Annotated in this window: 22 protein-coding genes and 2 pseudogenes; 19 read left to right on the forward strand and 5 right to left on the reverse strand. The window is 73.9% G+C overall.

What is annotated here, in order from left to right; all coding sequences use genetic code 11:
* Positions 1-14 precede the first annotated feature (14 nt).
* The 5 genes from ACZ58X_RS02900 (at position 15) to ACZ58X_RS02920 (ending at position 5,032) form a co-directional block, all read left to right on the forward strand.
* Positions 15-887: an NAD(P)-dependent oxidoreductase gene (locus ACZ58X_RS02900; protein ID WP_470331907.1), complete on the forward strand. Its 873-nt coding sequence runs from the start codon at positions 15-17 to the stop codon at positions 885-887.
* A complete protein-coding gene (locus ACZ58X_RS02905; RefSeq protein WP_470331908.1) occupies positions 884-2,185 on the forward strand; it encodes an ATP-grasp domain-containing protein in 1,302 nt (433 codons plus the stop codon). Before ACZ58X_RS02900 ends, ACZ58X_RS02905 begins: the two co-directional genes overlap by 4 nt.
* Positions 2,182-2,670: a flavin reductase family protein gene (locus ACZ58X_RS02910; RefSeq protein WP_470331909.1), complete on the forward strand. Its 489-nt coding sequence runs from the start codon at positions 2,182-2,184 to the stop codon at positions 2,668-2,670. The genes ACZ58X_RS02905 and ACZ58X_RS02910 overlap by 4 nt, the downstream gene beginning before the upstream one ends.
* Positions 2,671-2,753: 83 nt before the next feature.
* A complete protein-coding gene (locus ACZ58X_RS02915; RefSeq protein WP_470331910.1) occupies positions 2,754-4,001 on the forward strand; it encodes an ATP-grasp domain-containing protein in 1,248 nt (415 codons plus the stop codon).
* Positions 4,001-5,032 (forward strand): ketopantoate reductase family protein, encoded by a 1,032-nt coding sequence (locus ACZ58X_RS02920; RefSeq protein WP_470331911.1) that lies wholly within the window; start codon positions 4,001-4,003, stop codon positions 5,030-5,032. The genes ACZ58X_RS02915 and ACZ58X_RS02920 overlap by 1 nt, the downstream gene beginning before the upstream one ends.
* Positions 5,033-5,082: 50 nt before the next feature.
* Here the strand turns inward: ACZ58X_RS02920 and ACZ58X_RS02925 are convergent, their stop codons facing one another.
* Positions 5,083-8,343: an AfsR/SARP family transcriptional regulator gene (locus ACZ58X_RS02925; RefSeq protein WP_470331912.1), complete on the reverse strand. Its 3,261-nt coding sequence runs from the start codon at positions 8,341-8,343 to the stop codon at positions 5,083-5,085.
* Between the two features lie 500 nt (positions 8,344-8,843).
* On the opposite strand from ACZ58X_RS02925, the gene ACZ58X_RS02930 reads away from it, so the two are divergent.
* From ACZ58X_RS02930 to ACZ58X_RS02940, 3 genes are read left to right on the forward strand one after another with little or no spacing between them, the layout of a single operon-like run.
* Positions 8,844-10,196: a diacylglycerol/lipid kinase family protein gene (locus tag ACZ58X_RS02930; protein ID WP_470331913.1), complete on the forward strand. Its 1,353-nt coding sequence runs from the start codon at positions 8,844-8,846 to the stop codon at positions 10,194-10,196.
* Positions 10,193-10,738 carry a phosphatase PAP2 family protein gene (locus tag ACZ58X_RS02935; protein WP_470331914.1) on the forward strand — a complete coding sequence of 182 codons (546 nt, stop codon included), beginning with the start codon at positions 10,193-10,195 and terminating at the stop codon, positions 10,736-10,738. Before ACZ58X_RS02930 ends, ACZ58X_RS02935 begins: the two co-directional genes overlap by 4 nt.
* 36 nt (positions 10,739-10,774) lie before the next feature.
* Positions 10,775-11,737 carry an aldo/keto reductase gene (locus ACZ58X_RS02940; RefSeq protein ID WP_470331915.1) on the forward strand — a complete coding sequence of 321 codons (963 nt, stop codon included), beginning with the start codon at positions 10,775-10,777 and terminating at the stop codon, positions 11,735-11,737.
* 13 nt (positions 11,738-11,750) lie between these two features.
* Here the strand turns inward: ACZ58X_RS02940 and ACZ58X_RS02945 are convergent, their stop codons facing one another.
* Positions 11,751-12,314, reverse strand: coding sequence for a sigma-70 family RNA polymerase sigma factor family protein (locus ACZ58X_RS02945; protein WP_470331916.1), 564 nt, complete (start codon positions 12,312-12,314; stop codon positions 11,751-11,753).
* Positions 12,315-12,507: 193 nt separating this feature from the next.
* Positions 12,508-13,553 (reverse strand): annotated as a pseudogene (locus ACZ58X_RS02950) (IS256 family transposase).
* Between the two features lie 247 nt (positions 13,554-13,800).
* Here ACZ58X_RS02950 and ACZ58X_RS02955 point away from each other — a divergent pair.
* The 11 genes and pseudogenes from ACZ58X_RS02955 (at position 13,801) to ACZ58X_RS03005 (ending at position 22,750) form a co-directional block, all read left to right on the forward strand.
* Positions 13,801-13,971 (forward strand): hypothetical protein, encoded by a 171-nt coding sequence (locus ACZ58X_RS02955; protein ID WP_470331917.1) that lies wholly within the window; start codon positions 13,801-13,803, stop codon positions 13,969-13,971.
* A 44-nt stretch (positions 13,972-14,015) separates the two neighbouring features.
* Positions 14,016-14,684, forward strand: a complete 669-nt coding sequence (locus ACZ58X_RS02960) for a hypothetical protein (RefSeq protein WP_470331918.1) — start codon at positions 14,016-14,018, stop codon at positions 14,682-14,684.
* 108 nt (positions 14,685-14,792) lie between these two features.
* A pseudogene (locus ACZ58X_RS02965) lies at positions 14,793-15,134 on the forward strand (ATP-binding cassette domain-containing protein); the annotation flags it as partial.
* A gap of 34 nt (positions 15,135-15,168) precedes the next feature.
* Positions 15,169-16,347 (forward strand): RHS repeat-associated core domain-containing protein, encoded by a 1,179-nt coding sequence (locus ACZ58X_RS02970; RefSeq protein ID WP_470332319.1) that lies wholly within the window; start codon positions 15,169-15,171, stop codon positions 16,345-16,347.
* A 103-nt stretch (positions 16,348-16,450) separates the two neighbouring features.
* Positions 16,451-16,672, forward strand: a complete 222-nt coding sequence (locus ACZ58X_RS02975; protein ID WP_470331919.1) for a hypothetical protein — start codon at positions 16,451-16,453, stop codon at positions 16,670-16,672.
* A gap of 195 nt (positions 16,673-16,867) precedes the next feature.
* Complete coding sequence (locus ACZ58X_RS02980; protein ID WP_470331920.1) at positions 16,868-17,644, forward strand: ABC transporter ATP-binding protein; 777 nt, start codon at positions 16,868-16,870, stop codon at positions 17,642-17,644.
* Positions 17,629-19,563 (forward strand): hypothetical protein, encoded by a 1,935-nt coding sequence (locus tag ACZ58X_RS02985; RefSeq protein WP_470331921.1) that lies wholly within the window; start codon positions 17,629-17,631, stop codon positions 19,561-19,563. Before ACZ58X_RS02980 ends, ACZ58X_RS02985 begins: the two co-directional genes overlap by 16 nt.
* A 152-nt stretch (positions 19,564-19,715) precedes the next feature.
* On the forward strand, positions 19,716-21,032 hold the full coding sequence (locus ACZ58X_RS02990) for a sensor histidine kinase (RefSeq protein WP_470331922.1): 1,317 nt from the start codon (positions 19,716-19,718) through the stop codon (positions 21,030-21,032).
* Entirely contained in the window at positions 20,996-21,652 is a 657-nt protein-coding gene (locus ACZ58X_RS02995) for a LuxR C-terminal-related transcriptional regulator (protein WP_470331923.1), read from the forward strand. Before ACZ58X_RS02990 ends, ACZ58X_RS02995 begins: the two co-directional genes overlap by 37 nt.
* 104 nt (positions 21,653-21,756) lie before the next feature.
* Positions 21,757-22,191, forward strand: coding sequence for an ArsR/SmtB family transcription factor (locus ACZ58X_RS03000; RefSeq protein ID WP_470331924.1), 435 nt, complete (start codon positions 21,757-21,759; stop codon positions 22,189-22,191).
* 328 nt (positions 22,192-22,519) lie between these two features.
* Positions 22,520-22,750 carry a hypothetical protein gene (locus ACZ58X_RS03005; RefSeq protein WP_470331925.1) on the forward strand — a complete coding sequence of 77 codons (231 nt, stop codon included), beginning with the start codon at positions 22,520-22,522 and terminating at the stop codon, positions 22,748-22,750.
* Between the two features lie 158 nt (positions 22,751-22,908).
* Here ACZ58X_RS03005 and ACZ58X_RS03010 read toward each other — a convergent pair whose 3' ends face one another.
* Together ACZ58X_RS03010 and ACZ58X_RS03015 are read right to left on the reverse strand one after the other, a co-directional pair.
* Positions 22,909-24,315: an ABC transporter ATP-binding protein gene (locus tag ACZ58X_RS03010; RefSeq protein WP_470331926.1), complete on the reverse strand. Its 1,407-nt coding sequence runs from the start codon at positions 24,313-24,315 to the stop codon at positions 22,909-22,911.
* 11 nt (positions 24,316-24,326) lie between these two features.
* On the reverse strand, positions 24,327-26,123 hold the full coding sequence (locus ACZ58X_RS03015) for an ABC transporter permease (RefSeq protein WP_470331927.1): 1,797 nt from the start codon (positions 26,121-26,123) through the stop codon (positions 24,327-24,329).
* Between the last annotated feature and the right edge of the window lie 341 nt (positions 26,124-26,464).

The raw sequence follows: 26,464 nt of genomic DNA on the forward strand, positions 1-26,464 counted from the left end.
TAGGGAGACCGACCATGCGGATCGGATTCGCCGGACTCGGCACGATGGGCGGCGGCATGTGCCGGCGCCTGGCCGAGACCGGTTTCGAGGTGGCGGCCTTCGACCTGGACGCCGCCGCCGCCGAGCGGGCGGCCGAGCAGCCAGGCATCACCGCCGCCGCCGCGCCCGCCGGCCTGGCCGCGCCGGTCGTGGTCACCATGCTGCCGGACGGCGCCGCCGTCCGGGCCGTCGCCGAGCAGCTGCTGCCGGCCATGGCGGCCGGCTCGGTGCTGGTCGACACCGGCTCCAGCGACCCGGCCGACACCCGCGAACTGCGCGAACTGGCCGCCCGGTACGGCGTGCACGTGGTGGACGCCCCGGTCTCCGGCAGCCCGGCGGCGGCCCGCGGTGGCGAGCTGACCCTGATGGCGGCCGGCGACCCGGAGGCCCTCGACCTGGCCGAGCCGGCGCTCACCGCGCTCGGTCGGGTGTACCGGGTCGGCCCCTCCGGCGCCGGGCACGCGTTGAAGGCGCTGAACAACCTGCTGTCCTCGGTCAGCCTCGCCGCCACCGCCGAAGTCCTGCTCGCCGGGCGGGCGTTCGGCCTCGAACCGGCCGTCATGCTGGAGGTGGTGAACGCCTCCACCGGCCGCAACCACGCCTCCGAGACCAAGTTCCCGGCGCACGTGCTGACCGGCACCTTCGACTCCGGCTTCGCGCTCCGGCTGATGCTCAAGGACCTGCGGATCGCCGACCGGCTGCTGGCGGACGCCGGCGGCCGCTCCGACCTGGGCCGGGCCTGCCGGGCGCTCTGGGAGGACGCCCGGGAGAAGCTGCCGGAGCAGGCCGACAACGTCGAGCTGGTCCGCTGGCTGGAGTCCGAGGCCGGACGGGAGCTGCGGTCGTGAACGGCCCCGAGCTGACCCCCGCCCCGCGGATCGCCGTGATCGGCGGCACCCCCGCCACCCTGCGCAAGGTGCGCGCCGCGGGCTTCGAGATCGTCTGGGTGTACGGGCCGCAGGAGCTGGACCCGGCCGGGCTGGCGCACGTCGCCGAGGCCTACCTGACGGACTACCGGGAGCCCGCCGCCGTCGCCGAACTGCTCGCCACCGTGCACCGGTCCCGCCCGCTGGCCCGGGTGGTCTCGATCATCGAGGACGGCCTGGAGCCGGCCGCCGCCGCGACCACCCGGCTCGGCCTGCCCGGCAACGGGCTGGACCTCGTCCAGGTGCTCCAGGACAAGCTGGCCTTCCGCACCCTGCTCGCCGAGCGCGGCGTGGACGCCGTCGCGGCCCGGATCGGGCACACCGCCGAGGACATCCGCGCCTTCGTGGCCGAGCACGGCCCGACCGTGATCAAGCCGCGCTACGGCTCCGGCAGCCTCGGGGTGCGCTTCGTCGAGGACCTCGCCGCCGTGGACGAGGCGGGCGCCTGGGCGGCCGGGTTCGGACTGCACTCCTTCCTGATGGAGCAGTTCCTGTCGGGCACCGAGATCAGCGTGGAGACCTTCAGCTACGCCGGCCGGCACGTGGTGCTCGCCTTCACGGCCAAGGAGAAGCTCGCCTCCTTCGTCGAGGTCGGCCACACCCAGCCCGCCCCGCTGGAGGACGCCACCGCCCGCCGGGTCGAGGAACTGGTCTTCGCGATGCTCGACACCGTCGGCCTGGCCGACGGCCCCGCGCACACCGAGGTGATCCTCACCGCGCAGGGGCCCCGGCTGGTCGAGTCGCACAGCCGGCGCGGCGGGGACCGGATCACCGACCTGGTGAAGGAGGTCTACGGGATCGACACGGACGCCCTGGCCTTCCTCTGGTACGCCGGGCGCACCGACCCGGTCCGGCCCGGGGAGCCGTCCTGCGGCGCCTCGATCCGCTTCCTGACCGCCGAACCCGGCGTGGTCGCCTCGGTCGAGGGCCTGGACGGGGTGCGCGCCGACCCGGCGGTCGTCGATGCCTCGGTGAGCGTCGCCCCGGGCGACACCGTGGTGCCGATCGCCTGGTCCTACGACCGCTGCGGCCTGGTGCTGGCCCGCGGCCGGGACGGCCGGGACGCGGCCGAGCGGGCGAGCGCCCTCGCCGCCCGGATCACGATCCGGACCGCGCCCGCCGAGGCCGGCCCGCCGGCCCGCACCCTGGCCACCATCGCGGCCCGCCCGGACCGGCTGGTCGGCGCCGCCCCGGCCCCCGGCCCGGGAGCCGCCGAGTGAGCGTCGACGCCAAGGACCTGCGCGGCGCGCTGCGCCCGCACGCGGCCGGGATCGCGGTGCTCACCGCGCCCGGGCCGGTCGGGGTGACGATCACCTCCTTCACCTCGGTCAGCGCCAGCCCGGCCCTGGTCTCCTTCGCCCTGGCGCAGACGTCCAGCACCTGGCCGCGGGTCCGGGACAGCGAGTGGTTCGGCGTCCAGATCCTCGGCGCCCACCAGCAGGAGCTGGCCCGGCTGTTCGCCACCCCGGGCGCCGACCGCTTCGGTCCGGACACCCGCTGGCACGCCGGTCCGCACCAGGTCCCGCTGCTCGACGGCTGCCTGAGCTGGCTGGTCTGCACCCGGCACGACGTCCGCACCCTGGGCGACCACCACGTGGTCACGGCCGCCGTGACGGAGGTCCGCCACGGCGCGCCCGGCGACAGCCTGGTCCACCTGCACGGCGTGATGCGGCCGGTGGCCCAGCCCGCCCTGGCCGGGAGCTGACCCGGCCCCCGGAGGCCGACCCCCGGCCGGGAGCCGACAGCGGCCGGGAGCCCACCCCCGCCCACCATCCGACTGGAGGAGCAATGGAGACGGAAGCACGACCGCCGCAGCAGCCGGCCACCGGGGCGACCGCCCCGCACGCCCTGGTGCTGGTGGACAGCGACCACGCCGACACCCCGTACGACGTCTGGGCGGCCGAACTCGGCGTCCGGCTGACCCTGCTGGTCTCCGAGGAGAAGTACCCGCAGTACGCCCACCTGCCGGCCGCCCGGTCGATCTCCGGCTACCACGGCGGCAGCGAACTCGAGCGGGTGGCCATGGAGTTGGCCGACGAGGGCTTCGTCGCGGTGATCGCCCGCGGCGAGCGGGACGTGCTGCGCGCCGCCCGACTGCGCGAGCTGCTCGGCCTGCCCGGCCAGCACTGGGACAGCGCCCTGGCCTTCCGCGACAAGGTCCTGATGAAGACGATGCTGCGCGAGAAGGGCCTGGACGTACCGGAGTTCGCACCGGTGCGGGTCGCCCTCGACCTGTTCGGCTTCATCCGCGAGCACGGCTACCCGGTGGTGGTGAAGCCGGCCCTGGGCTCCGGCTCCAAGGGCACCGTGGTGCTGCGCGAGGAGGCCGACCTCACCGACCTGCTCGCCGAGGGCCTGCCCGAGCACGCCGAGGTGGAGCGCTTCGTCGACGGCCGGATGTACGTCGTCGACGGCCTGGTCACCGAGGGCCGGCCGGCCGCCGTGTTCGTCTCGCACTACCTCAACGACTGCCTCACCTTCCACTCCGGCGGCTACCTCGGCTCGGCCCAGATGAACCGGGGCGAGCCGCTGGTGGACCGCCTGATCGAGTACGCCGAGACGGTGCTGACGGTGCTGCCGACCCCGGACTGCACCAACTTCCACCTGGAGGTGTTCCTCACCCCCGACGACCGCCTGGTGCTCTGCGAGGTGGCCAGCCGGACCGGCGGGGCCCGCACCACCGGGGCGATCCGCGCCGCCACCGGCTTCGACCTGGACCAGCGCTGGTTCGCCGCCCAGCTCGGCGAGCGGATCCCCCGGGGCGAGGAGCTGCGGGCCGTGCCGCCGGGCGGCTCCGGCGGCTGGGTGCTGTTCTACCCCGGGCGGGGCCGGCTGACCGGGCTGCCGCAGCAGCCGCCGTCCTTCGTGGTCGAGGAGCGGATCAAGGGCACGATCGGACACCGCTACCACGGTGGCGAGAAGTCCGGGGACTACCTCGGCGGTTATGTGATCATTGGCCGGGACGCGGCCGAAATCGCTGCCAACGCCGAGGAGTTGGCCGCGTGGTACGCGAACGGGATCAGCTGGGAGGACTAGTGGGCAAGCGGTACATCGTGATCGGCGCCGGGGCGGTCGGCGGCGTGGTCGGCGCGCGGCTGCACCGGGCCGGGCAGCAGGTGGTCCTGGTCGCGCGCGGCGAGCACGGCGCGGCGCTGCGCGAGCACGGGCTGACCGTGCACGGCCCGGCGGGGGCGGACACCGCCCGGATCCCGGTGGCCGCCGGCCCGCGGGAGGTCGAACTGCGCGAGGGCGACGTCCTGCTGCTGGCCGTCAAGACCCAGGACACCGCGGCCGCGCTGGCCGACTGGGCCGACCGCCCGGTCGGCCCGGCCGGGGCCCGGGCCGGCGCCCGGCTGCCGCTGGTCTGCCTGCAGAACGGGGTGGAGAACGAGCGCCTGGCGCTGCGGCACTTCCGCCGGGTGTACGGCGCCATGGTCGTGCTGCCCGCCGCCTTCCTCACCCCGGGCGAGGTGCGCACCTGGTGCGGGCCGCGCACCGGCGCCCTCGCCCTCGGCCGCTACCCGGACGGCGCCGACGACACCGTCCGGGAGATCGCCGCCGACCTCACCGCGGCCGACTTCCGGGCCGTGGTGGTCGAGGACGTGCTGCGCTGGAAGTACGGCAAGCTGGTCGACAACCTGGCCAACGCCGTCGACGCGCTGTGCGGACAGCGGCCCGGGGCGGAGTCCGCGGCCCTGGCCGTCCGGGCGCGGGCCGAGGCCGTCGCCGTGCTGGAGCGTTCGGGCATCGCGTTCGCGACCTCCGAGGAGCTGACCGAACTGCGCCTCGGCGCGGTCGAGCGTCGGCCGTCGGACCCCGGGGCCGGGCACGGCTCGACCTGGCAGAGCCTCAAGCGGGGCGGCCGGTCCGCCGAGGTGGACTACCTGAACGGGGAGATCGTGCTGCTGGGGCGCGGCTGCGGGGTGCCGACGCCGGTGAACGAGCTGTTCCAGGAGCTGGTGCACCGCTGGGTGCGGGAGCGCCGCGAGCCCGGCAGCCTGGCCGTGGCGGAGCTGGCCGAGCTGATCGGGCGGGCGGCGGACGAACAGCCCCTCGCGGCAGGGTAGTCGGCGGGCTCGGCCCGGGCCGGGCCGTGGGCCGGACTGCCCTCCGGTGGTCAGCAGCGGTCCGGGCGGCTCCCCAGGCGCAGCGCCGGTCCGGCCTCGGCGGCCGGTTCGGGGCTGCGCCGCGACTCGGCCAGCAGGTTCTCGGTGCGCTCCAGCCAGGGCTTCGAACCGAGTTCGGTGAACAGCTTCCGGCACGCCGTGAGGTGCCCGGCGGCCTGGGCGCGGTCGGCCCGGCGCAGCGCGATCTCGGCCAGCGCGTAGCGCGAGCGGCCCTCCACGGCCCGCTCGCCGACCTGCCGGGACAGCTCCAGCGCCCGGGTCAGGGTGTCCACCGCGCCGTCCAGCCGGCCCTCCCGGCGGTGCACCGTGCCGAGGCCGTGCAGCGCGTAGGCCTCGCCGATCCGGTCGCCGCCGGCCCGGACGATCCGCAGCACCTCCCGCAGGGCGTCCTCGGCCAGGTCCGTCCGCTCGGCCGACAGGTGCAGCTCGGCGAACCGTTGCAGCACCTGGGCCTCCACCCGGACGCAGTTCTCCGCCCGGCAGATCACCAGGGCCTGCTCCAGCAGGGCACGGGCCCGCTCGGGCCGGCCCGCCGTCATCCACCAGCCGGCCAGGCTGCGCAGGATGTGGGCCTCGCCGATCCGGTCGCCGACCAGCCGCATCACGGTCAGCGCCTCGTCGTACTTCTCCCGCATCGCCAGGTCGTCGCCGCGCACCCCGTCCAGGAAGGCGTCGTTGCGCAGCACCAGGGCCCGGCCGTGGTCGTGTCCGGCCGCCTCGAACAGCTCCCGGGCGAGCGCGAAGTGCTCCTGGGCCTGCTCGTGCCGGGTCTGGAACATGTGCAGGGTCCCGAGCGAGTAGAGCATCGCGGCCTGGCCGACCGTGTTGCCCGCCCGGACGGCCGCCTCCTGGGCGAGCCGGGAGGTCTCCTCCCAGTCGTCGAAGTGCCCCTTGGCCTCGAACAGGGTGACCGAGGTGAGCGCGAGGTCCCAGCAGAGTTCGTCCAGTCCGGCCGCGGCGGCCTGCCGCACGGCCGTCACCAGGGCCAGCCGTTCGGTGTCCCAGCCGTCCACCCCGGTCCCGGCCGCGCCGGAGCGGCCCTCCAGCGGCGGCCGCCAGCGCTCGGCCGTGCCGTGGATGACGGTGTAGTCGCCGCCGTACTCCCGGCGGTGGGCGTCCTCGGCCAGGGCCAGCCAGCCGCCCAGCATCCGGGCCAGCGCGGCCTCCCGCTCGCCCACGCCCTCGGTGGCCACCAACTGCTCGTGGGCGTAGGCGCGGACCAGGTCGTGGAAGCGGTAGCGCGGCCCCGGCTGGTTCGGGTACTGGACGATGTCCATCACCTGGGCCTCGACCAGCAGGTCGAGGGTGTCCTCGGCGGTGCACGGGTCGCAGTCCAGCAGCGCCGCCGCGATCCAGGCGGGCGCGTCCGGCAGCTGGACCAGGGAGAACAGCCGGAACAGCCGCTGCGCCGAGGGCGGCAGGGCGCGGTAGGTGAGGCTGATGGTGGAGCGCAGTTCGAGGCCGTGGTGGCTGAGCTCGTCCAGTCGGCGGCGCTCGTTGCGCAGCCGCCGGACCAGCCGCTCCACCGGCCAGTGCGGGTGCGAGGCCAGCCGGGCGCCGGCGATCCGCAGCGCCAGCGGCAGCCCGTCGCACAGGTGCACCAGCTCGACGGCGGTGTCCAGTTCGGCCTGGACCCGCGGTCTGCCGATGATGCCCGCCAGTAGGTCCAGCGCGTTGGACATGTCGAACACCTCGACGTCCACCCGGTGGATCCCCGGCACGCGGGCCAGCCGGACCCGGCTGGTCGCGAGCACCGCGCAGCTGGCGCTGCCCGGCAGCAGCGGCGTCACCTGCTCCGCGCTGGTCACCCCGTCCAGGACCACCAGGACCCGGCTGTCGGCCAGCCGGCTGCGGTACATCTCGGCCCGCTCCTGCGGGTCCTCCGGGATCGCCTTGGCCGGTACCCCGACCGCCCGCAGGAAGCGGGCGAGCAGCGTCCCGGTCCGGCCCTCGCCCTCGCCGGGGGAGCCCGGCTCCGCGGTCGGGGTGTGCAGGTCGGCGTAGAGGTGGCCGTCCGGGAAGTGGGCGCCGGCCTCGTGCGCGGCGCGCACCGCCAGCGCGGACTTGCCGACCCCGCCCGGGCCGCAGATGTTGACGATCGGCACCGCGTAGCCGGGGGCCTGGGTGCCGGCGTAGGGCACGATCAGCTTCTTGATCTCGTCGAGCTGGTTCCGGCGGCCGATGAAGTCGCTGATGCTGGCCGGGAGTTGGCGAGGGGTGAGGCGGAAGGCGGTCTCGGCGGCGGGGTGCGCCGGGTGGGTGGTGAGGGTGGCCTGGACGGTGTGGGTGGTGTGGGTGCCCTGGACGGTGTGGGTGGTGTGCGCGGCGGGAGCCGTGGGGGCGGGCGGGGGAGCGGTGGCCCGGTCCGCGCTGCCCCGGTCGGCGGGCGGCATCGGCAGGGACACCGGGGGCACTTGGGGGACGGGCGCCGGTGCGGGGGCGAGCGGCGGTGCGGCCGGGTCGGCGGCGGTGTGCCGGGCATGCCCGTCGCGGTGCCCCGGCAGGTCCAGCCCGGGGGACTGGCACAGGATCGCCCGCTCCAGCTCCCGCAGCTCCTGGCCCGGCTCGATGCCGATCTCCTCCACCAGCGCCCGGCGGGCCCGCTGGAACGCCTCCAGCGCGTCCGCCTGCCGGCCCGAGCGGTACAGCGCCAGCATCAGCTGCCCGTACAGCCGCTCCCGGAGTGGGTGGCGGGCGGTCAGCGAGGCCAGTTCGGCGCCCAGCTCGCCGTGCCGGCCGAGCAGCAGGTCCAGCCGGACCCGCTCCTCCAGCACGGTCAGCCGCCGGTCGTCCAGGTGGGTCGCGGCGCGCTGGGCGAGCTCGCCGGGCACCCCGTCCAGCGCGGGTCCGTGCCACAGCGCCAGCGCCTCGCGCAGGGTGGCGGCCGCCCGCTCGGTGCGGCCCGCGCCGCCCTCCTCCCGGGCGAGCGCGACCAGTCGCTCGAACTCCAGGCTGTCCACGTCGGCGGGCTCCAGCTCCAGGGCGTAGCCGGGGGAGCGGGTGGTGATCGCCTCCGGCCGACCGGCCTGGGTGAAACGTTTGCGCAGGGTGGAGACGGCGACCTGGATCTGTCCGCGGGCCGTGGTCGGCGGCGCGTCCCCCCACACCGCGTCGATCAGCTGTCCGGTGGAGACGGTCCGGTTGACGTTCAGTCCGAGCATCGCCAGGACCACCCGCTGCCGCGGACCGCCCAGGTCCAGCGAGCGCCCCTCATGGACCAGTTCGACCGACCCCAGCAGCCGTAGCAGCATGCCTTCCTCCCCGTCAACCGAAACGCGCTCAGCGTATTGGTATACACCAGATTCCCCCGTGGACACTACAGTCACAGCATTAACCGGACAGTCCGTGCGGGAGGTTTCTGTACGCCCGGCGAATTCTCGCCATAACCCCCGCGCTATCGTACGTGATCCTGGGCTGACCATTGCTGACGCAGATGCTTCGTGCACGTGCCAGCTCCGCCGGGGGCTCCGGACGGATTCTCCGGGGCGGGGCCCCCGGTGGGCGGCCCCGGAATTGTTTTTGGACATTCGGGAGCGGCCCGCCGGGCTCCTGAACCGGCCGCGCCGTGCGGCCCGTTCGACGCGCCCCGAACGGGCCCTCAGGTTACGGTGACCGGACCGGACGGGGCCGAACGGAGGAGGGCGGGTCGATGGCGGGCGGGTCGATGGGGAGCGGGTCGAAGGGGAGCGGGTCGACGGTCGGCGGGTCGGGGGCCGGAGGGTCGGGGGCCGGCGGATCGGTGGAGGACGTCGTGGATCGGCGCCGGCCGCGGTGGCTCGCGCGGCTCGCCCTGCTGTGCGCACTGGCCGCCGTGGTCGTGCTCGCCTTCACCGGCCCGCACGGGCTCCTGGTGCTGCTCGCCGAGTTCGTCGGTCTGGTGGTGACGGCCGTCGGCGTCTGGTGGGCGATCACCCGGCGGGCCCTGTGGCGGCTGATCGGCGCGCTGCTGGCCGTCGGCGCGCCCGCCGTCGGCGTCCTGCTCGCCTACGACGCCGGGGTGCTGGCGCTCACGGTGACCGCCGTGGCGCTCTGGCTCGCCGCCCTCGCCTTCGCCCGCGCCGCGCTGCGCGCCGCCCGGCCGCCGCGCCCGATGCCCGTCCGGGAGACCCCGCCGCCACGGCAGCCCGTCCTGATCATGAACCCGAAGTCCGGCGGCGGGAAGGTCGAACGCTTCGACCTGGTCCGGCGCGCCGAGGAACTGGGCGCCCGGGTGGTCCTGCTCGACACCTCCGCCGAGCAGGACGTCGCCGAACTCGCCCGCCGGGCGATCGCCGACGGCGCCGACCTGCTCGGCGTGGCCGGCGGCGACGGCACCCAGGCCCTGGTCGCGGCCGTCGCCGCCGAACACGGCCTGCCGTTCCTGGTCATCTCCGCCGGGACCCGCAACCACTTCGCGATGGACCTCGGCCTCGACCGCACCGACCCCGCCACCTGCCTCGACGCCCTCCGCGACGGCGTCGAACTCACCGTCGACCTGGGCCGGGTCGGCGACCGGACCTTCGTCAACACCGTCTCCTTCGGCGCCTACGCCCAGATCGTGCAGAGCCCCGAGTACCGCGACGCCAAGACCGCCACCGCCCTCGACGCCCTGCCCGACCTGCTGACCGGCGAGGCCGGGCCCAACCTCACCGCCCGCGCCGACGGGCACCGCATCGACGCCCCGCAGGCCCTGCTCGTCAGCAACAACCCGTACGCCGCCCCCGACCCCGTCGACCTCGGCCGCCGCCCCCGGCTGGACGAGGGCCTGCTGGGCGTCGTCGGCGTCCGGGTCGACGGCGCGGCCCAGGCCGCCGAACTCGTCCTGCTCGGCGAGCGGGCCGCCGCACTGACCCTGCTCTCGGCGCGGCAGGTCACCGTGCACGCCGACGTTCCCGAGATCCCCGTCGCCGTCGACGGCGAGGCGCTGACCCTGCCGACCCCGGTCGTCTGCACCCTGCAGCACCGCGCCCTACGGGTCCGCGTCCCGCGCGAGCGCCCCGGCGCGGACCCGGCCCAGCGGGCCCACGCCCACCCGCTGGACTGGCGCGACGTCACCCGGCTGGCCCTGTCCGGTGCGGGTACGCACCCGACGGAGGCCGCCCCGCCCACCGGAGGCCACCGATGACCGGCCCGGTCCTGCGCGACCTCACCGCGCTCGACGCGGCGCTCTACGCCGCCGTCGCCGCCACCGACACCCCCGCCCTCGACTCCGCCCTGCGCACCCTCTCCGCGGCCGCCGACCACTCGAAGATCAACCTCTCCGTCGCCGCCGCCCTGGCCCTCGTCCCCGGCCGCTGCCGCCGCGCCGGGCTGACCGGCGCGGCCGCCGTCGCCCTCGCCTCCTTCACAGCCAACGTCCTCGGCAAGCAGCTGGTCCGCCGGCCCCGCCCGGACCGGGAGGCCGCCCGGGTGGTGCTGGGCCGGCACGTCCCGATGCCGGCCAGCGCCTCCTTCCCCTCCGGCCACACCGCCTCCGCCTTCGCCCTGGCCACCGCCGTCGGCACCCTGCTGCCCGCTGCCGCCGCCCCGCTCGGCCTGCTCGCCGCCGCCGTCGGCTACTCCCGGGTGCACACCGGCGTCCACTACCCGGGCGACGTCCTGGCCGGCGCCCTGCTGGGCAGCACCTGCGCCGGGATCGTGCTCGCGGCCGGACGGCGGACGCCGTAGGGTCGAACCCTTCGGACCCGGGGGAGGGGAACACCGATGCTGCACCGCAGCCTGGGAGTCGACGGACCGAAGGTGAGCGCGCTGTGCCTCGGCGCGATGACCTTCGGCACCACCGTCGACGAGCGGACCGCCACCGCGATCCTCGACCGGTTCACCGAGGCCGGCGGGACGTTCATCGACACCGCGAACAACTACGCATTCTGGGCGCCCGGCGGCACCGGCCACGAGAGCGAGGAGCTCCTCGGCCGCTGGACCGCCCGCCGCCGCAACCGCGACCGGCTCGTCCTCGCCACCAAGGCGGGCGCCCGTCCCGTCCCCGGACTGCCCTACCCCGAACACCTCGAAGGCCTCTCCGCCCCGGCCCTGCGCAGCGCCGCCGAGGGCAGCCTGCGCCGGCTCGGCACCGACCGGATCGACCTCTACTACGCCCACGTCACGGACCCGGCCACCCCCGTCGAGGAGACCATGGGCGCCTTCGCCGGCCTGGTCGCCGACGGCAAGGTCACCGCCCTCGGCTGCAGCAACCACCGCGCCGCCGACCTCGCCGCGGCCAACGACCTCGCCGACGCGCGCGGCTGGCCCGGCTACCGGTGCGTCCAGCAGCGGCACAGCCTCCTGCAACCCCGGCCCGGCGCGGACCTCGGCATCCAGCGGCACGCCGACCGGGCCCTGCTGGCCCACCTCGCGGCCCGGCCGGACCTCACCCTGCTCGCCTACTCGCCGCTCCTCGGCGGCTCCTACACCCGCCCCGACCGCCCGCTGCCCGAGGAGTACCGCCGGCCCGGCACCGAGGCCCGGCTCGCGGCCCTGGCCGAGGTCGCGGAGGAGACCGGCGCCACCGTCAACCAGGTCGTCCTGGCCTGGCTGATCGGGCACCCCGTCCCCACCGTCCCGGTGATCGGCGTCGGCTCGGTCGCCCAACTGGAGGAGAGCCTGGCCGCCCTGGACCTGGCCCTCGACCAGGACCAGCGCCACCGCCTGGACACCGCGGGCAGCTGAGCCGGGCGGGCCGTCAGTGCCGCACGGTCCCGGTCCCGGTCGCGGGGCGCCGGATCGAAGGCGTCCACCACCACCGTCGCCGGCCGGCCGGGCCGCCCTCGGCGCCCGCCGCGCGGGCCCCGTGCACCCGGCGGCGGGCCTGCTCGGCGAGCCCGCGGGTGTCCGCGGTGGTCCGGTCGAGGGCGGTCGCGACCAGGTCGACGGGCAGCCGGAACACCTCGTGCAGCACGAAGGCGACCCGCTCGGCGGGGGCCAGCGCGTCCAGCGCGGCCAGCAACGCGGGCCCGACCGACCCGTCCGCCGGCACCGGGAGCGCGGGCCCGGCCACCACCTCCGGCACCCGCCGCGGCCCGGCGTCCCGCGCACCCAGCAGACCCAGGCAGACCCGCCCCGTCACCGTCGTCAACCACTCGGCCAGGTCCGCCACCTCCGCCGGATCGATCCGGCCGAGCCTGACCCACACCTCCCGCACCGCGACCTCCGCCTCCGCGTGCGAGCCCAGCAGCGGGTACGCGAGGGCCCTCATCCGCGGCCGCAGGTGCTCGAACTGGCCTGCCTGCCGGTCCTGCTCGGGCACGGTCACACTCCTCGGCTCCGGAGGGTTCGTCACCGACCGGTACCCCGGCCGTGGCTGGACCTTACTCGGAGAAGCAGGTTGATCACACCGGGTGGTGCCGGGGCAAATCCCCGGGGAGATCCGACGCCGGTCGCCGCAAACGACGCCGGTCGCCGCCGGATGGACTCCGGCTGGGGTCTGTCCAGCGAACGGTCTAACTCGGTTGGGTCGAGTTAACGACGGCCGGCGGAGAGACGGCCGTGAAGGCGATCTCGAAGGCGTTCAACGCTGCCTTCCAGCGCGTCATCCAGCGCTTTCGGCCGTCACCGGTCGGGTCGAGGGACATGATCGCCATGTAGACGCACTTCAGGGCCGCCTGCTCGTTCGGGAAGTGCCCGCGCGAGCGGACGGCCTTGCGGATCCGGGGGTTGACGGACTCGATCGCGTTCGTGGTGCGGATGACCCGGCGGACCTCGACGTCGAAGCTCAGGAACGGCACGAACTCGGCCCAGGCGTTCTCCCAGAGCCGCACGATCGCCGGATACTTCCTGCCCCAGGCCTCGCTGAACTCGACGAACCGCTCCAAGGCGGCGTCCTCGGTCGGCGCCGTGTAGACGGGCTTGAGGGCCTTGGAGATCTTGTCCCAGTCCTGGCGGGCCGCGTAGCGGAACGAGGCCCGGATCAGGTGCACGACGCAGGTCTGGGTGACGGCCTGCGGCCAGACCGTGCCGATGGCGTCGGGCAGGCCCTTGAGACCGTCGCAGACGACCATGCACACGTCCGCGACGCCGCGGTTCTTGATCTCGGTCAGGACGTGCAGCCAGTACTTGGCTCCCTCCCCGCCGTCGCCGGCCCACAGCCCGAGGATCTCCCGGATGCCTTCGACCGTGACCGCGAGCGCCACGTCGATCGGCCGGTTGGCGACCTGGCCGTCGCGGAGCTTCACGTGGACGCAGTCGATGAAGACCACCGGATAGACCGGGTCCAGCGGACGGTTCTGCCACTCGGCCATGCCCTCGATCACCTGGTCGGTGACGGTCGAGATGGTCTCTCGTAGCCGAGGTGCTCCGTCATCTCGCCTTCGAGTGCGGACTCCAGGATCTTCTTCGTCAGCTGCTGGAGCAGGCCCTCGGCGCCGGTGAGCTGCAGCCCGCTAGCACGAGCCCGGTCGACCAGCTGCCCGATCAACTGGTCGTCAAGGGCGTCCGGCTGCAACTCCACCGGCCGCACGGCCTCCACGGCCTCGGCGGAGACGATCACGTCTGTCATCAGGTGCTACTTCCTTGATCGGGAGTTACACCGTTCTTTTTGCAGACCCGATCCGCAAGGCGGGTTACATTGCCTTCGTCAAGAAGGCTCTGGCGAAGCCCCTGGACCTTCAATCCGCGGAGAACAAGGTCTCCGACGGACCAGGCGTCGCAGGCCACTCGACGGAGGTGCTGCACGAGGACACGCAGCCCGTGACCGACTTGACGGTCGGGGCCAAGCTTCTGCGCGCCTCCCCGGGATGGCATGTACCACCTGGCCGCCCGCGTACACCACGCGGGAGTACCGGACCACGTACTACCACGACGACGGCACCGTATCGACGAAGGAATGGGCGACCGTCTACCTCAACGGGTGGACCCCGGTCGTCTACAGCCAGTCCCAAGTGGTGAGGGACATCAACGAGCCGTAGCGGTGCCGGTTCCGGGCATCGACAGTCGGTTGAAAGGAGGAGGAATGGCCAGCGTGGCGGGCTTCCCGGGGAAGCTTCGTACTGTTCTCGTGGGCCTGATGTTCGGCGCCTGCGCCTGTACCGGGGTGTCCGGAGAGCAGGGTGCGGCCACCGTCTCGGAAAGCGCCGTGAGTGAGCCTTCGGCGTCGTCCGGAGAGAGCAATGCCGGGCCGACGGTTTCGGCCGAGTCGAGGCAGACGATCCTGCGTCTGGCGAAGGAGAACGGCAATGCTCCGGCTGGTGAGTTCACGGTCCTCCGATACGACAGCGGCTACGGGCCCGAGCTGATCTGGCAGGCCGAGAAGTCCGGCGACCTCTGTACCGCTTCGGAACAGGTGTCGGCCGGTCCGTGCGTCCCGTTCGGCGAGATGGCCGCACGGCGCGCTCCCGGCGTCGGCACTGTCCTGGACGCCGGGCTCTATCACGGCCAGTGGTCGGTGATGCTGATGTCCAGCGGTGAGACGGTTGACCACCTCTCCTGTCAGGGCCGGGACTTCCAGGTCCGACAGGGGTACTCGATCACGGTCGAGGGTGTGGCTCGCCATGTCTACACCGTTGCCGTTCCGAGGGAACTCCAGGGCCAGTACCGGGCGGTCGTCCAGCGGGACGGTCACCAGGCCGAGGAGCGTATCGACCTCAACCTGGAGAAGGTGGGCTCGCCGGTGCAGTGCTGAGCGGCCGAGCGTGACCCGGCGGTGCCCCGCCCCCCGGCCGGGGAGGCGGGGCACCGCTCTTTCGTCCACCGGACCGGGGTGGGGCCAGGCCCACCCCGGTCCGGGGTGCAGGTGGGGGTGCTGCCGGACGGGATGATGCTGCCGGAGCGGCTGAGCGGGCCCGAACTGCTGCACTACCTGGGGCGGTTGCGCGGGCTGCCGGGTGCGACGGTGGACGCGCGGGCGGCGGAGCTGCTGGCCGTGCTGGAGCTGGACGGGGCCGGGGACACCCCGGTGATCGACTACTCGACCGGGATGCGCAAGAAGATCGGCCTGGCGACGGCGCTGCTGCACGCGCCGCGGCTGCTGGTGCTGGACGAGCCCTTCGAGGCGGTCGACCCGGTGTCGGCGGCGACGATCCGGGCGATCCTGCGGCGCTTCGTCGCCTCGGGCGGGTCGGTGGTGTTCTCCCGGCTACGTCTACGACGCCGACGGCAACCAGCTGATCCGCCGCAACCCCGGCAAGGTCACCGTCAACCTCGGCGGCGGAGACGAACTCACCTACGACACCGGATCCAAGACCAGCACCGGCACCCGCTACTACGCCCTGCCCGGCGGCATCACCCTGGTCCGCCAGGGCGCGAGCAAGCTGACGTACCAGCTCGCCGACCACCACGGCACCGGCACCCTGTCCATCGACTCGGCGTCCACCACCGTGGACCGCCGGTGGACCGACCCCTTCGGTGTCCTCCGCGGCTCCGGGTCGCCCAACACCTGGGCCGGCGACAAGGGTTACGTCGGCGGCCCCAAGGACGACGCGACCGGCTTCACCAACCTGGGCGCCCGCCAGTACCAGCCCAGCACCGGCCGCTTCCTCAGCCCGGATCCGATCCTCGATCCGGCCGATCCTCAGCAGTGGAACGCCTACTCCTACAGCACCGGCGACCCGGTGAACCAATGGGACCCGACCGGGATGAGGCCGGACGGCTGCGGCCCGCAGTTCCAGAACTACCAGTGCGAACAGCCGGACACCATCCTCGTGGCCGCCGCCATGCAAGATCGTGAAGCCGATCGAAAGTTGAGGGAGCGCGAAGGGCGGAAGGCGCGGGAGGCGCGGGAACAGTACTGCCATTCGCTCTGCCAGACGCTTGGATACGACAGCGATGATGACCCGCGAATGAAGAAGTTGGAGAAGTCCATCGCTGACGGCGACAACTACAAGAACCATGACCAGAAGACCGGCAACGGCGGCGCGCCGAATCCGTTCAATGCCATTAAGAAGGCGTGGGACCACGTGTACGTCGGCGGCAGCATCTGTTTCGTTGGATGCGTGAATGCCAGTGTTCAGGCGGGTAACGTTTCCGTCAACTGGACCGGCGGTGTGACGCCCGGGACGATCGCTGGTGTGAAGAGTCCGTTCCCCTTCAGGGGCGGAGGGCTTCTCGGGGTTTCGGCGGGGTGGAATACTGCGGGTCCAAAGGACGGGGCCACCGCCAAGGGGAGCGTGACGTATGCCGACGGCGTGATCGGTGGTTCATATTCGTACGAGTCGAACGCCGAAGGGAAGTCGTTCCATCAGTTCGGCTATGCGGCTGGGGCTGGCATGGCAATTCAAGGGCCGCCGCTGGGAGGGGTGCATGCGGACATATTCCACTGGGATTTCGGTTATGACTCCCCGAAGTAGTGCACTGATCGGCGGGGCTGGCGGCGCTGGTCTGGTAGCATCCTCGGGCTGGACTGGTTCCTGTTTGATCAGATCATTTCCTGCGTCAGGTTTGGGAGTTCAGGTGCGGTTTCTGGGTGTCCTGCTGTTTCTGGTCCCTCTCTGCCTCGGCATAGCCATCGTCGTGGACTACAGGGGTTTCAGGAATTTGTTCGCACAGCCGTCCACCGAAACTCCGGTGGATATTTACAAGCTCGTGGGCTGGGTGCTCATTGTTATCTCCGGCCTGGGCTTCCTGGGCGGTGTTGCGATTGCCGTCCACGCGCTGGTCCTGCACCTGTCCTGAACACTGGTGCTGAGCAGTGAGGCTCTGTCCTCCCGAGAGGGAGGACAGAGCCTCGTTGTCTTGGGGGCCGACGTGTAGGTGGGGCCAGGCCCACCCCCACCTGGGGGGCAGGTGGATTCTGCCGTCGGCCCGGTGTCCCTAGATTCGATCACGAGCCGCCCGGGACGGGTGGCCGTGAGGAGCGGGGAGGGCGTCGTGCGGGGTGCGGTGGAGGAGGGGGCGCCGGCGCTGCGGCTGTCGGGGCTGCGGAAGCGGTTCGGGGCGCACGTGGCCGTGGACGGGGTGGACCTGGTGGTGCCGAGCGGGTCGTTCTACGGGCTGGTCGGGCCGAACGGGGCGGGGAAGACCACCGCGCTGTCGATGGCGGTCGGGTTGCTGCGGCCGGATGCCGGGAGTTCGGCGATCCTCGGGGTCGACGTGTGGAGCGACCCGGTGCGGGCCAAGGCGCTGGTGGGGGTGCTGCCGGACGGGATGATGCTGCCGGAGCGGCTGAGCGGGCCCGAACTGCTGCACTACCTGGGGCGGTTGCGCGGGCTGCCGGGGGCGACGGTGGACGCGCGGGCGGCGGAGCTGCTGGCCGTGCTGGAGCTGGACGGGGCCGGGGACACCCCGGTGATCGACTACTCGACCGGGATGCGCAAGAAGATCGGCCTGGCGACGGCGCTGCTGCACGCGCCGCGGCTGCTGGTGCTGGACGAGCCCTTCGAGGCGGTCGACCCGGTGTCGGCGGCGACGATCCGGGCGATCCTGCGGCGCTTCGTCGCCTCGGGCGGGTCGGTGGTGTTCTCCAGCCACGTGATGGCGCTGGTGGAGCAGCTGTGCGACCACGTCGGGGTGATCGCCGGGGGCCGGGTGCTGGCGGCCGGGCCGGTGGCGGAGGTGCGGGCCGGGCGGGGGCTGGAGGACGTCTTCGTCGAGCTGGTCGGCGCCCGTACCGGTGGGGAGGAGGGGCTGTCGTGGCTGGCGTCGTGAATCCCGGGGGTGTGCGGAACTCCGAGGGGGTGCCGAACCCGGTTGCCGTCCTGACCGGGATGAAGCTGGCCGTGCTGCGGCGGTCGATGTCCGGCCCGCGGGCCGCGAGCCTGATCGCGGGCGGGGTGTGCGGCGGCCTGGCGGCCGTGGGCACGGCGCTGCTGGGCCTGGTGGACTTCCCGGTGCCGGAGGCCGGGGTGGGCACGATCGCCCTGGTGCTGCTGGTCTGGACGGTCGGCTGGGCGGTCGGGCCGACCCTCACCGGCGGGGACCCGACCCTGCGGCTGTCGTACTTCGCGCTGGTGCCCCAGCCCCCGCGCCGGCTGGCGCTGGGCCTGCTGGCCGCCTCGTTCGTCGGAGTCACCCCGGCGGTCGCCCTGGTCGCCTTCGCCGTGCTGGTGGTGTTCGGCGCCGGGCTGGGGCTGCTGCCCGCGCTGGTCGCCGTGCCCGCCATGCTGCTCCACCTGCTGTTCGTGGTGGTGCTCGCCAAGCTCGGCGTGCAGGGCCTGGGCAGGGTGGCCCGGTCGCGGCTGGGCTGGGAGCTGTCGGCGCTGCTGGTCGGCCTGGTGTGCGGGTTCCTGAACACCGGCTGGTTCGGGATCGCCTTCTTCCTCGAGCTGCTGGGCGGCCACTGGGCGCCGACCATCGGCACGGTGGTGCGCGTCCTGCCCTCCGGCTGGTCGGTGGTCGCCGTGGACGCCGCCCGGCGCTCCGACTGGGCCCTGGTCGGCGCCTGCCTGGGCGGACTGCTCGCCCTGTGCGGGCTGCTGTTCGCCGCCTGGACGGCCCTGCTGGCCCGGCAGTTGGTGCGCGGCACGGCGGGTGGCGGACGGCCCGCGGTCCGTCGGCGCGGCCGCCCGCGGCTCCTCCCGGACACCCCCGGGGGCGCCGTCCTCGGCAAGGAGCTGCGCCTGTGGGCGCGCGACCCGCGCCGGGCCCGCTTCCTGCGGATCGCCCTGTGGGCCGGCCTGTTCACCGGCCTGCTGCCGGTGCTCGGCGGCTTCCCGACCGTACTGCCGTGGATGGGCGTGGTCCTGGCGCTGTACGCCGGCGCGCTCGGCTCCAGCCTGTACGGGCTGGACGCCGGAGCCCTCTGGCTGACCCTGGTCGCCCCCGGCGCCGAGCGGATCGACGTCCGGGCCCGGCAGTCGGCCTGGCTGCTGCTGGTCGGCCCGGCCGCACTGCTGCTCACCGTCGCCGGGACGGTGGCCGTCCCGAACGGCTGGGCCTGGCCCTGGCTGCTGGCCGCCCTGCCGGCCGTGCTCGGCGCGGGCGCCGGGCTGGTGCCGCTGATGTCACTGCTCGGCCCGGCGCCGTTCCCGGACCGGCCGGGCGGCAACCCGCTGGACGGGTTCAGCGACGAGAGCGGCGACCAGGTCCGGATGCAGAGCCTCGCCGTCCTGCTGCTCCAGCTGTTCGCCGCGCTGCCGGCCACCGGCGTGGTGCTGGCCGGGACGCTGCTGCACAGCGCGCCGCTGCGCTGGGCGGGGACGGCGGTCGGCCTGGCCACCGGGCTGCTGTACGCCTGGTGGATGGGCCGGGCGGCCCGGCGCCGGCTGGAGACCCGCGGCCCGGAACTGCTGGACGTGATGCGCAAGGGCGCCCGTCGGGCGGCCGGGTCCGTGGACCGCTCGCCGGAGGAGCAGGACCTGCTGGACCGCCTCTCCCGCCGCCGGACCGCGGCCGCCGGGCTGCTGGTCACGGCCGGGGTACTGAGCACGGCCCCGCAGGGCGGGGTGGCGCTGGCCATGTCGCTGCTCGCGCCCGCCAACCGGAGCTGGTTCCTGGCCCTGTACCTGCCGCCCGCCTGGCAGGTGCCGGTCGCGGCGGGGTTCATCCTGCTGGGCACGGGGTGCTTCGTGGGGGTGTACCGGCTGATCCGGGCCAAGCAGGCGGCCGAGCGGGCAACGGGCAGCTGAGTCGGGCCGGTTGCCGGGCTGCCATCATGATCGTCCAGCACGGCACAGCACAGCACAGCAGGACACAGCACCGCACCGCAGGACGCAGCACAGCAGGACGCAGCACCGCAGGACACCGCACAGAACCGTCGAGCCGACCGGAGGCCCACCCCGTGAGCACCCCGCAGTCCCGAGGCGCCGAGGCGCTGCGCACCGCCCTCCGGGCGCTCGGCCGCCTCACCGTCCTCACCCTGCTGATCCCGGTCGGCGCGGTGCTGGCCGTGCTCTTCCTGGTCTCGTTCCTGCTCTGGGTCGGTGTCGGGATGGTCCCGCTGTTCCCGGTGACGACCCGGGTGGTCCGCTCCGCCGCCACCGCCGCCCGCTGGGCCTCCGGCCACTGGTCGCAGGTGCCCGTACCGGTGCCGTACGTGCCGCGCCCGGCGCTGGAACGCACCCTGCACGGCTGGTTCTGGACCGGTCACGACTACCACAAGAACCGCTGGTTCGCGGGCTTCGCGCTCAAGCTGCGCTGGCTCTGGAACGACCCGGCGACCTGGCGGGACGCCGGCTGGCTGCTGGTCGACCCGCTGATCGGCGGCGCCGTCGCGGCCACGCCCGTCCTGCTGACCGGCTACGGCCTGTACGGGCTGGCGCAGCCCGTACTGCCCGAACCCGGCCCCGGCTACGGGCTGTTGCCGCTGCCCGGGCTGCTCGGACCGCTGCTCGGCCTGGTCCTGGTGCCCGCCGGTCTCGCCCTCGCCGGGCCCGCGCTGCGCCTGCACGGTCTGTGGACCCGTGCCCTGCTCGGCCCCACCGAGCGCTCCCGGCTGGCCCATCGGGTCGAGCAGCTCACCGAGATCCGGCTGGACGCCACCGAGGCGCAGGCCGCCGAGCTGCGCCGGATCGAACGGGACCTGCACGACGGCGCCCAGGCCCGGCTGGTCGCCGTCAGCCTGCGGCTCGGCGCGGTGGTGCCGCTGATCGACCGGGACCCGGAGAGGGCGAAGCAGGTGGTGACGGACGCCCAGGAGAACGTCACCCAGGCCCTGCAGGAGCTGCGCGACCTGGTGCGCGGCATCCACCCGCCGGTGCTCGCCGAACGCGGGCTCGCCGAAGGGATCCGGGCGCTCGCGCTGGACGTGCCGTTGAAGGTCGAGGTCCGGGCCGAACTGCCCGGGCGGGCCGAGGCACCGGTGGAGTCGGCGGTGTACTTCGCGGTCAGCGAGGCGCTCACCAACGCGGTCAAGCACGGCGACGCCCGGCACGCCACGGTGGAGCTCACCCACGCCGCCGGACTGCTCCGCGCCGAGGTCGCCGACGACGGCCGGGGCGGCGCCGACCCGGAGGGCGGCAGCGGTCTGCGGGGCATCCAGCGCAGGCTGGCGGTGTTCGACGGTACGCTCACGCTGACCAGCCCCCCGGGGGGCCCGACCAGGCTGATCATGGAGCTACCGTGCGTGTTGTCCTCGCCGAGGACCTCGTCCTGCTGAGGGACGGACTCGAACTCCTGCTGAGCGCCCACGGCCACGACATCGTCGCCGCCGTGGAGAGCGGGCCGGAACTGTCCGCCGCGCTCGCCGAGCACCGCCCCGACATCGCCGTGGTCGACGTCCGGCTGCCCCCCACCTACTCCGACGAGGGCCTCCAGGCGGCGCTGGCGGCCCGCCGCGAACAGCCCGGACTGCCGGTGCTGGTCCTCTCCCAGCACGTCGAGCAGCTCTACGCCCGGGAGCTGATCGCCGACTGCGCGGGCGGCGTCGGCTACCTGCTCAAGGACCGGGTCTCCAAGGCCGACCAGTTCGTCGACGCCGTCCACACCGTCGCGGCCGGCGGCACCGTCATGGACCCCCAGGTGATCACCCGCCTGCTGGCCCGCAACGCCTACGACGAGCCGCTCGCGATGCTGACCCCGCGCGAACGCGACGTGCTCGCGATGATGGCCGAGGGCCGTTCCAACGCCGCGATCGCCCAGCGGCTGCACTTCAGCGAGGGCGCGGTCAGCAAGCACACCTCCAACATCTTCGCCAAGCTCGACCTCGGCGCCTCCGACGACGACAACCGCCGCGTCCTGGCCGTACTCGCCTACCTGGACGGAACCCGCGCGGAGTAGACCACGGAAAGTCGGCGGGGCCGACTTCCGGTGCGGGGGCCGTGCTGCCGGTGCGGGGTGCTCGCCGGGGGCGGGGGTGGGGCGGGCGTCGGTACGATCGCCGTATGGGTGGTGCGAGGGACGAGGCCTGGGACGCGGATGCGGCCGAGCGGGCGGTGGCGGTGCTGAAAGCGGTGGCCGACCCGTCGCGGTACCGGTTGCTGTGGGCGTTGAGCCGCCGGGAGCTGCCGGTCAGCGAGCTGGCCGAGCTGTTGGGCGCCCACGTGGCGGCCACGTCGCAGCACCTGGCGAAGCTGCGGGCGGCGGGGCTGGTGGTGGCCCGCCGGGAGGGAACGCGGATCTTCTACCGGGCCACCGAGGTGCGCGGGCTGCTGACCGAGGCCGCCGTGATCGCCAACGACCTGCCGGACCGCAGCGGTGGTGACGGCGGCGGTGACGGTGCGGCCGCGGCCGCCGACCCGGCGGAGCAGCCCTTCGCCCGGGCCGCCCGCGCCGTCCGGGGGGTGCGCCGCCGCCCGGCGACCGGCCCGACGGGCTGAGCCGGGGCCGGTCCGGGTTGTGCTGAGCATGCCCAATTGGTCTGGACCACTGGCCGGAACGCGCGGGTGCCCGCGCGCCCGCCCCGCCGGGTGGCCGCCCCGCCCCGAGGGGTCCTCGGGGCGGGGAGGCGCGGTCCTTCGTCGACGGACGGAGGTCGGTGCCGGCGCGCCCCGGACGTCCGCCACCCGGGCGGTCCCGGCGGCTTCCGGCCGAATTGGTCTCGACCATTGCCCTCCGCCCGCCGGTGCACGAGGCTGCTGCCCACCGGGCACCGAATCATCACGACCGGAGCCCTTGCCACCGGAACAGGAAGGCAGCAACACGCCCATGCGCAAAGCGATTTCGACCCTGAGTCTGACCGGACTACTGGCCGTCGGCGCGCTGCTGGCCGCGCCGTCCGCGCAGGCCGCCGGCTTCGTCTACATCGGCATGTACCCGAGCGGCGCCGCGTGCGCCGCGGCCGGCCAGGACTACGTGGCCCGGGGTGAGGCGATCACCTACTTCTGCGACGTCGCCCCGAACACCGCCCGGCTCTCGATCGTTCCTTCCTGGCGATAAGTCAGAACCCTCCTCCGAACGGCCCGGTGGCCTCCCGGCCGCCGGGCCGCCACATCCAGCCGCGCCCACCGCTCCTGCCGGTGCCGAGGAAGTGGCGCACTGGTCACGGTGTGCTCCGTCCGTTCGGCGTAAGGGAGTTCCACGGCATTGTCCCCGCCCTACGCCTCCTCCGACCGGTATTCCCGCCGGGCCGCGTCGTAGCCGAACAGGCCCGCGTAGCGGCCCCAGTCGGTGGCGGTCTCCAGCTGCCGGTCGACCTGTTCGCTGGTGTAGTGGTGGGCGAGGAGGTCGCGGAGGAAGCCGGCCCGGACGGTGGCGCCGGGTTCGCCGCCGAGGCTGTTGGCGATCAGCTTGACCAGGGGGACGTCGAGGGCGGCGCCGGCGAAGAGCGCGCGGGAGTCCTGGACGTCGGCGTGGGCGAAGGCGGTGCCGTCCTCGGTGAGCAGGAGGTCGTCGCCGTGGATCTCGGCGAAGCCGAGCAGGTCGAGGGCGTCGACCTGGGGGAGCATGTCGTCGATGTCGAGGCCGAGTTGGTCGGCGAGGTCGGCGAGGTCGCAGCGGCCGGCGCGGTGGGCGATCATCTCGGCGAGGCCGGAGAGGCCGTCCACGCTGGCGCTGGGCAGCGGGGTGTTGGCGACGGTCCGGCGGTCGGGGCGGTCAGGTTCGGTGGGGTCCGGTTCGGTGGGGCCCGGTTCGGTACGGCCGGGCTCGGGCCGGCCGGCGGTCCGGGGGTCCTTGGGCCGCCCGGTCATGATCCGGTAGACCCGGTCGACGAGTTCGTCGAAGGCGGGGGAGTCGCGGTCGCGCGGCCGTTCCAGGCCGACGTCGACGGTCTCCCGGATGGTGCCGTACGGGCGGGAGCCGAGGACGACGACGCGGTCGGCCGTCAGTACCGCCTCCTCGATGTTGTGGGTGACCAGGACGACGGCGCGGGTGGGGAACTGGCCGGAGTCCCACAGTTCCATGAGTTCGCCGCGCAGGTTCTCGGCGGTGAGCACGTCGAGCGCGGAGAACGGTTCGTCCATCATCAGCACGTCGGGTTCGACGACCAGGGCCCGGGCGAAGCCGACGCGTTGGCGCATGCCGCCGGAGAGCTCCTTGGGGTAGGCGTTCTCGAAGCCGGTCAGGCCGATCAGTTCGATCGCCTGGTCAGCGGCCCGGGCGCGCTCGCGCGGGGGCACCCCGCGCGCCTCCAGGCCGAGTTCGACGTTCTGCCGGACGGTCAGCCAGGGCAGCAGGGCGAAGGTCTGGAAGACGAGCGCGGTGCCCGGGTTGGCGCCGGTGAGGGGGGTGCCGCGGTAGCGGACGCTGCCGGAGCTGGGCGGCAGCAGGCCGGCCAGGCAGCGCAGCAGGGTGGACTTGCCGGAGCCGGAGCGGCCGAGCAGGGCGACGATCTCGCCGGCCCGGACGGTGAGGTCGATCCCGGAGAGCACCGGGAGCTCGCCGTCGGCGCCGGCGTAGGACTTGGTGAGGCCGACGGCCTCCAGCAGGGTCGCGCCGTCCGCCACGGCGGGCCGGGCGGCGGCGGGGGTGGGGGCGGGGCGGGAGGAGAACGGGAAGCGCATCGGGGGGAACCTCACTGGAGCGAGTAACGGCGTTCGGCCAGCCGGTACAACCGGCGCCAGACCAGGCGGTTGAGGGCGACGACGTACAGGCTCATCACCGCGACCCCGGCGAGCAGGTGCGGGTGGTCGCCGCGTTCGGTGGCTCGGGCGATGTACGCGCCGAGGCCGGTGGCGGTGAGGGTGGTGCCGCCGAAGGTGACCACCTCGGAGACGATGGAGGCGTTCCAGGCGCCGCCGGAGGCGGTGATGCCGCCGGTGACGTACGCCGGGAAGATGCCGGGGGCGATGAGCCGCCGCCAGCGTTGCAGTCCGCGCACGCCGAGGTTGTCCATGGCCTCGCGCAGGTCGCTGGGGATGGCCATGGCGCCGGCGATGGCGTTGAACAGGATGTACCACTGGGCGCCGAGGGCCATCAGCAGCACGCCGCCGAGGTCGATCGACAGGCCGGTGCGCAGCAGCAGCCAGACCACCAGCGGGAACAGGAAGTTGGCGGGGAAGCTGGCGAGCACCTGGACCAGGGGCTGGGCGATCCTGGTCAGCCGGGGCGAGAAGCCGATCCGCACGCCGATCGGCACCCAGACGACGGTGGCGACCGCGACCAGCACCACGACGCGGGCCAGGGTGGCCAGGCCGAGCAGCAGGGGTTCGCCGAAGACGCCGAGGCCGGTGGTTCCGGTGAGGTAGCGGCCGAGGTCGACCAGGCCCCAGAGCACGATGCCGCCGGAGACGACGGCGAAGAGGAGGTCGCCGGTGCGCTGCCGGGTGCGGCTGACGGCGAGCGGCCGGTCGTCGGTGCCGAAGACCCGTCCGGCCCGGTCCAGGGCCCGGCCGAGGGGGCGCAGCGCCCGGCCGAGCAGGCCGGGCAGTCGGGAGCGGCGCAGCAGGGCGAGCACGACGGAGCGCTGCACCTCGGTGGCCTCGGACTGCTCGTTCTTGAAGCGTTCGGCCCAGGCGGTGAGCGGCCGCCAGAACAGGAAGTTCACGCCGAGGACCAGGACGGCCATGGTGGCGATCGCCCAGCCGACCCGGCCGAGGTCGCCGGCGGCGATGGCGGCGCCCGCGTAGGAGCCGACCCCGGGCAGGGCGTAGCGCTGGTTGTCGACGCTGATCGCCTCGGAGGCGACCAGGAAGAACCAGCCGCCGCCGAAGCTGAGCATGCCGTTCCAGACCAGGCCGATCATGCCGGAGGGCAGCTCGACCTTCCAGAACCGCATCCACCGGCTGAACCGGAAGGAGCGGGACAGCTCGTCGAGTTCGCGCGGCAGCGAGACCAGCGAGTGGTAGAAGCCGAAGGTCATGTTCCACGCCTGGGACGTGAAGATGGCGAACACGGCCGCGCACTCCAGCCCGAGTTCGGAGCCGGGGAACAGGGCGAGGAAGCCGGTGACGGCGACGGTCAGGAAGGCGAGCACCGGCACCGACTGGAGGATGTCCAGCGCGGGGATCAGCACCCGTTCCAGCCGGCGGCTGCGGGCGGCGGCGTAGGCGTAGCCGAAGGTGAAGCCGATCGACACGACCAGCGCGGCGAACATCCGCAGCAGCGAGCGCGCCGCGTCGTAGGGCAGCCGGGCCGGGTCGGTGTCCACGGCGGCGTCGCGCGCGGTGGAGAACCGTACGGTGGTGCCCTGTCCGACCCGCAGGGCGAGGTAGAGCAGGACCAGGACGGCGGCGGCCACGACCACGTCCGCCCAGCCCGCCCGGGCGGCCCGGCCCGCCAGGGCCACCCGGCCCGTCCGGGGCGGGCGGCCCGCGGTCCGGGGCGGCCGTGGGCCCCGGGTCGGGTCCGGGGCGGACTTCGGGTAGGACATGACGGGGACCTCCGGCGCGAACCCGGGCAGTCCGCTCCCTTCTGACGTCCGTCCGCAATCGACTTCCTCCCCTCCCGAAGGAGAGGACTTCCCCTCAGCCTCGCGGCTGAGCCGCTGCGCTTGTGCGCTGCGGTGGGACGACTTCCTGCTTCATCGGCGACCGCCCGCCCGGAGTGCTCCGTTGAGGTCCTGCACCGTCTCCACCGGCGGCAACCGCCGGCCACCATGGCTCACACGTTAGCAACAGTCCTGGTGACCGGTGATCGCCGACCAAGGCGCCGTGCCGCCTCGACGCGGATCGGTCCACCCGACCCTCGTACGCGCGGGTTCGGTCTCTCTCT

Source organism: Kitasatospora sp. NPDC040550 (genome assembly GCF_055594965.1).

Coding starts and splice junctions, on each gene's coding strand:
- ACZ58X_RS03015 (WP_470331927.1), bottom strand. CDS start 26,123: ATGTCCTACCCGAAGTCCGCCCCGGACCCGACCCGGGGCCCACGGCCG.
- ACZ58X_RS02940 (WP_470331915.1), top strand. CDS start 10,775: ATGCTGCACCGCAGCCTGGGAGTCGACGGACCGAAGGTGAGCGCGCTG.
- ACZ58X_RS02915 (WP_470331910.1), top strand. CDS start 2,754: ATGGAGACGGAAGCACGACCGCCGCAGCAGCCGGCCACCGGGGCGACC.
- ACZ58X_RS03005 (WP_470331925.1), top strand. CDS start 22,520: ATGCGCAAAGCGATTTCGACCCTGAGTCTGACCGGACTACTGGCCGTC.
- ACZ58X_RS02935 (WP_470331914.1), top strand. CDS start 10,193: ATGACCGGCCCGGTCCTGCGCGACCTCACCGCGCTCGACGCGGCGCTC.
- ACZ58X_RS03000 (WP_470331924.1), top strand. CDS start 21,757: ATGGGTGGTGCGAGGGACGAGGCCTGGGACGCGGATGCGGCCGAGCGG.
- ACZ58X_RS02900 (WP_470331907.1), top strand. CDS start 15: ATGCGGATCGGATTCGCCGGACTCGGCACGATGGGCGGCGGCATGTGC.
- ACZ58X_RS02925 (WP_470331912.1), bottom strand. CDS start 8,343: ATGCTGCTACGGCTGCTGGGGTCGGTCGAACTGGTCCATGAGGGGCGC.
- ACZ58X_RS02955 (WP_470331917.1), top strand. CDS start 13,801: ATGGCATGTACCACCTGGCCGCCCGCGTACACCACGCGGGAGTACCGG.
- ACZ58X_RS03010 (WP_470331926.1), bottom strand. CDS start 24,315: ATGCGCTTCCCGTTCTCCTCCCGCCCCGCCCCCACCCCCGCCGCCGCC.
- ACZ58X_RS02960 (WP_470331918.1), top strand. CDS start 14,016: ATGGCCAGCGTGGCGGGCTTCCCGGGGAAGCTTCGTACTGTTCTCGTG.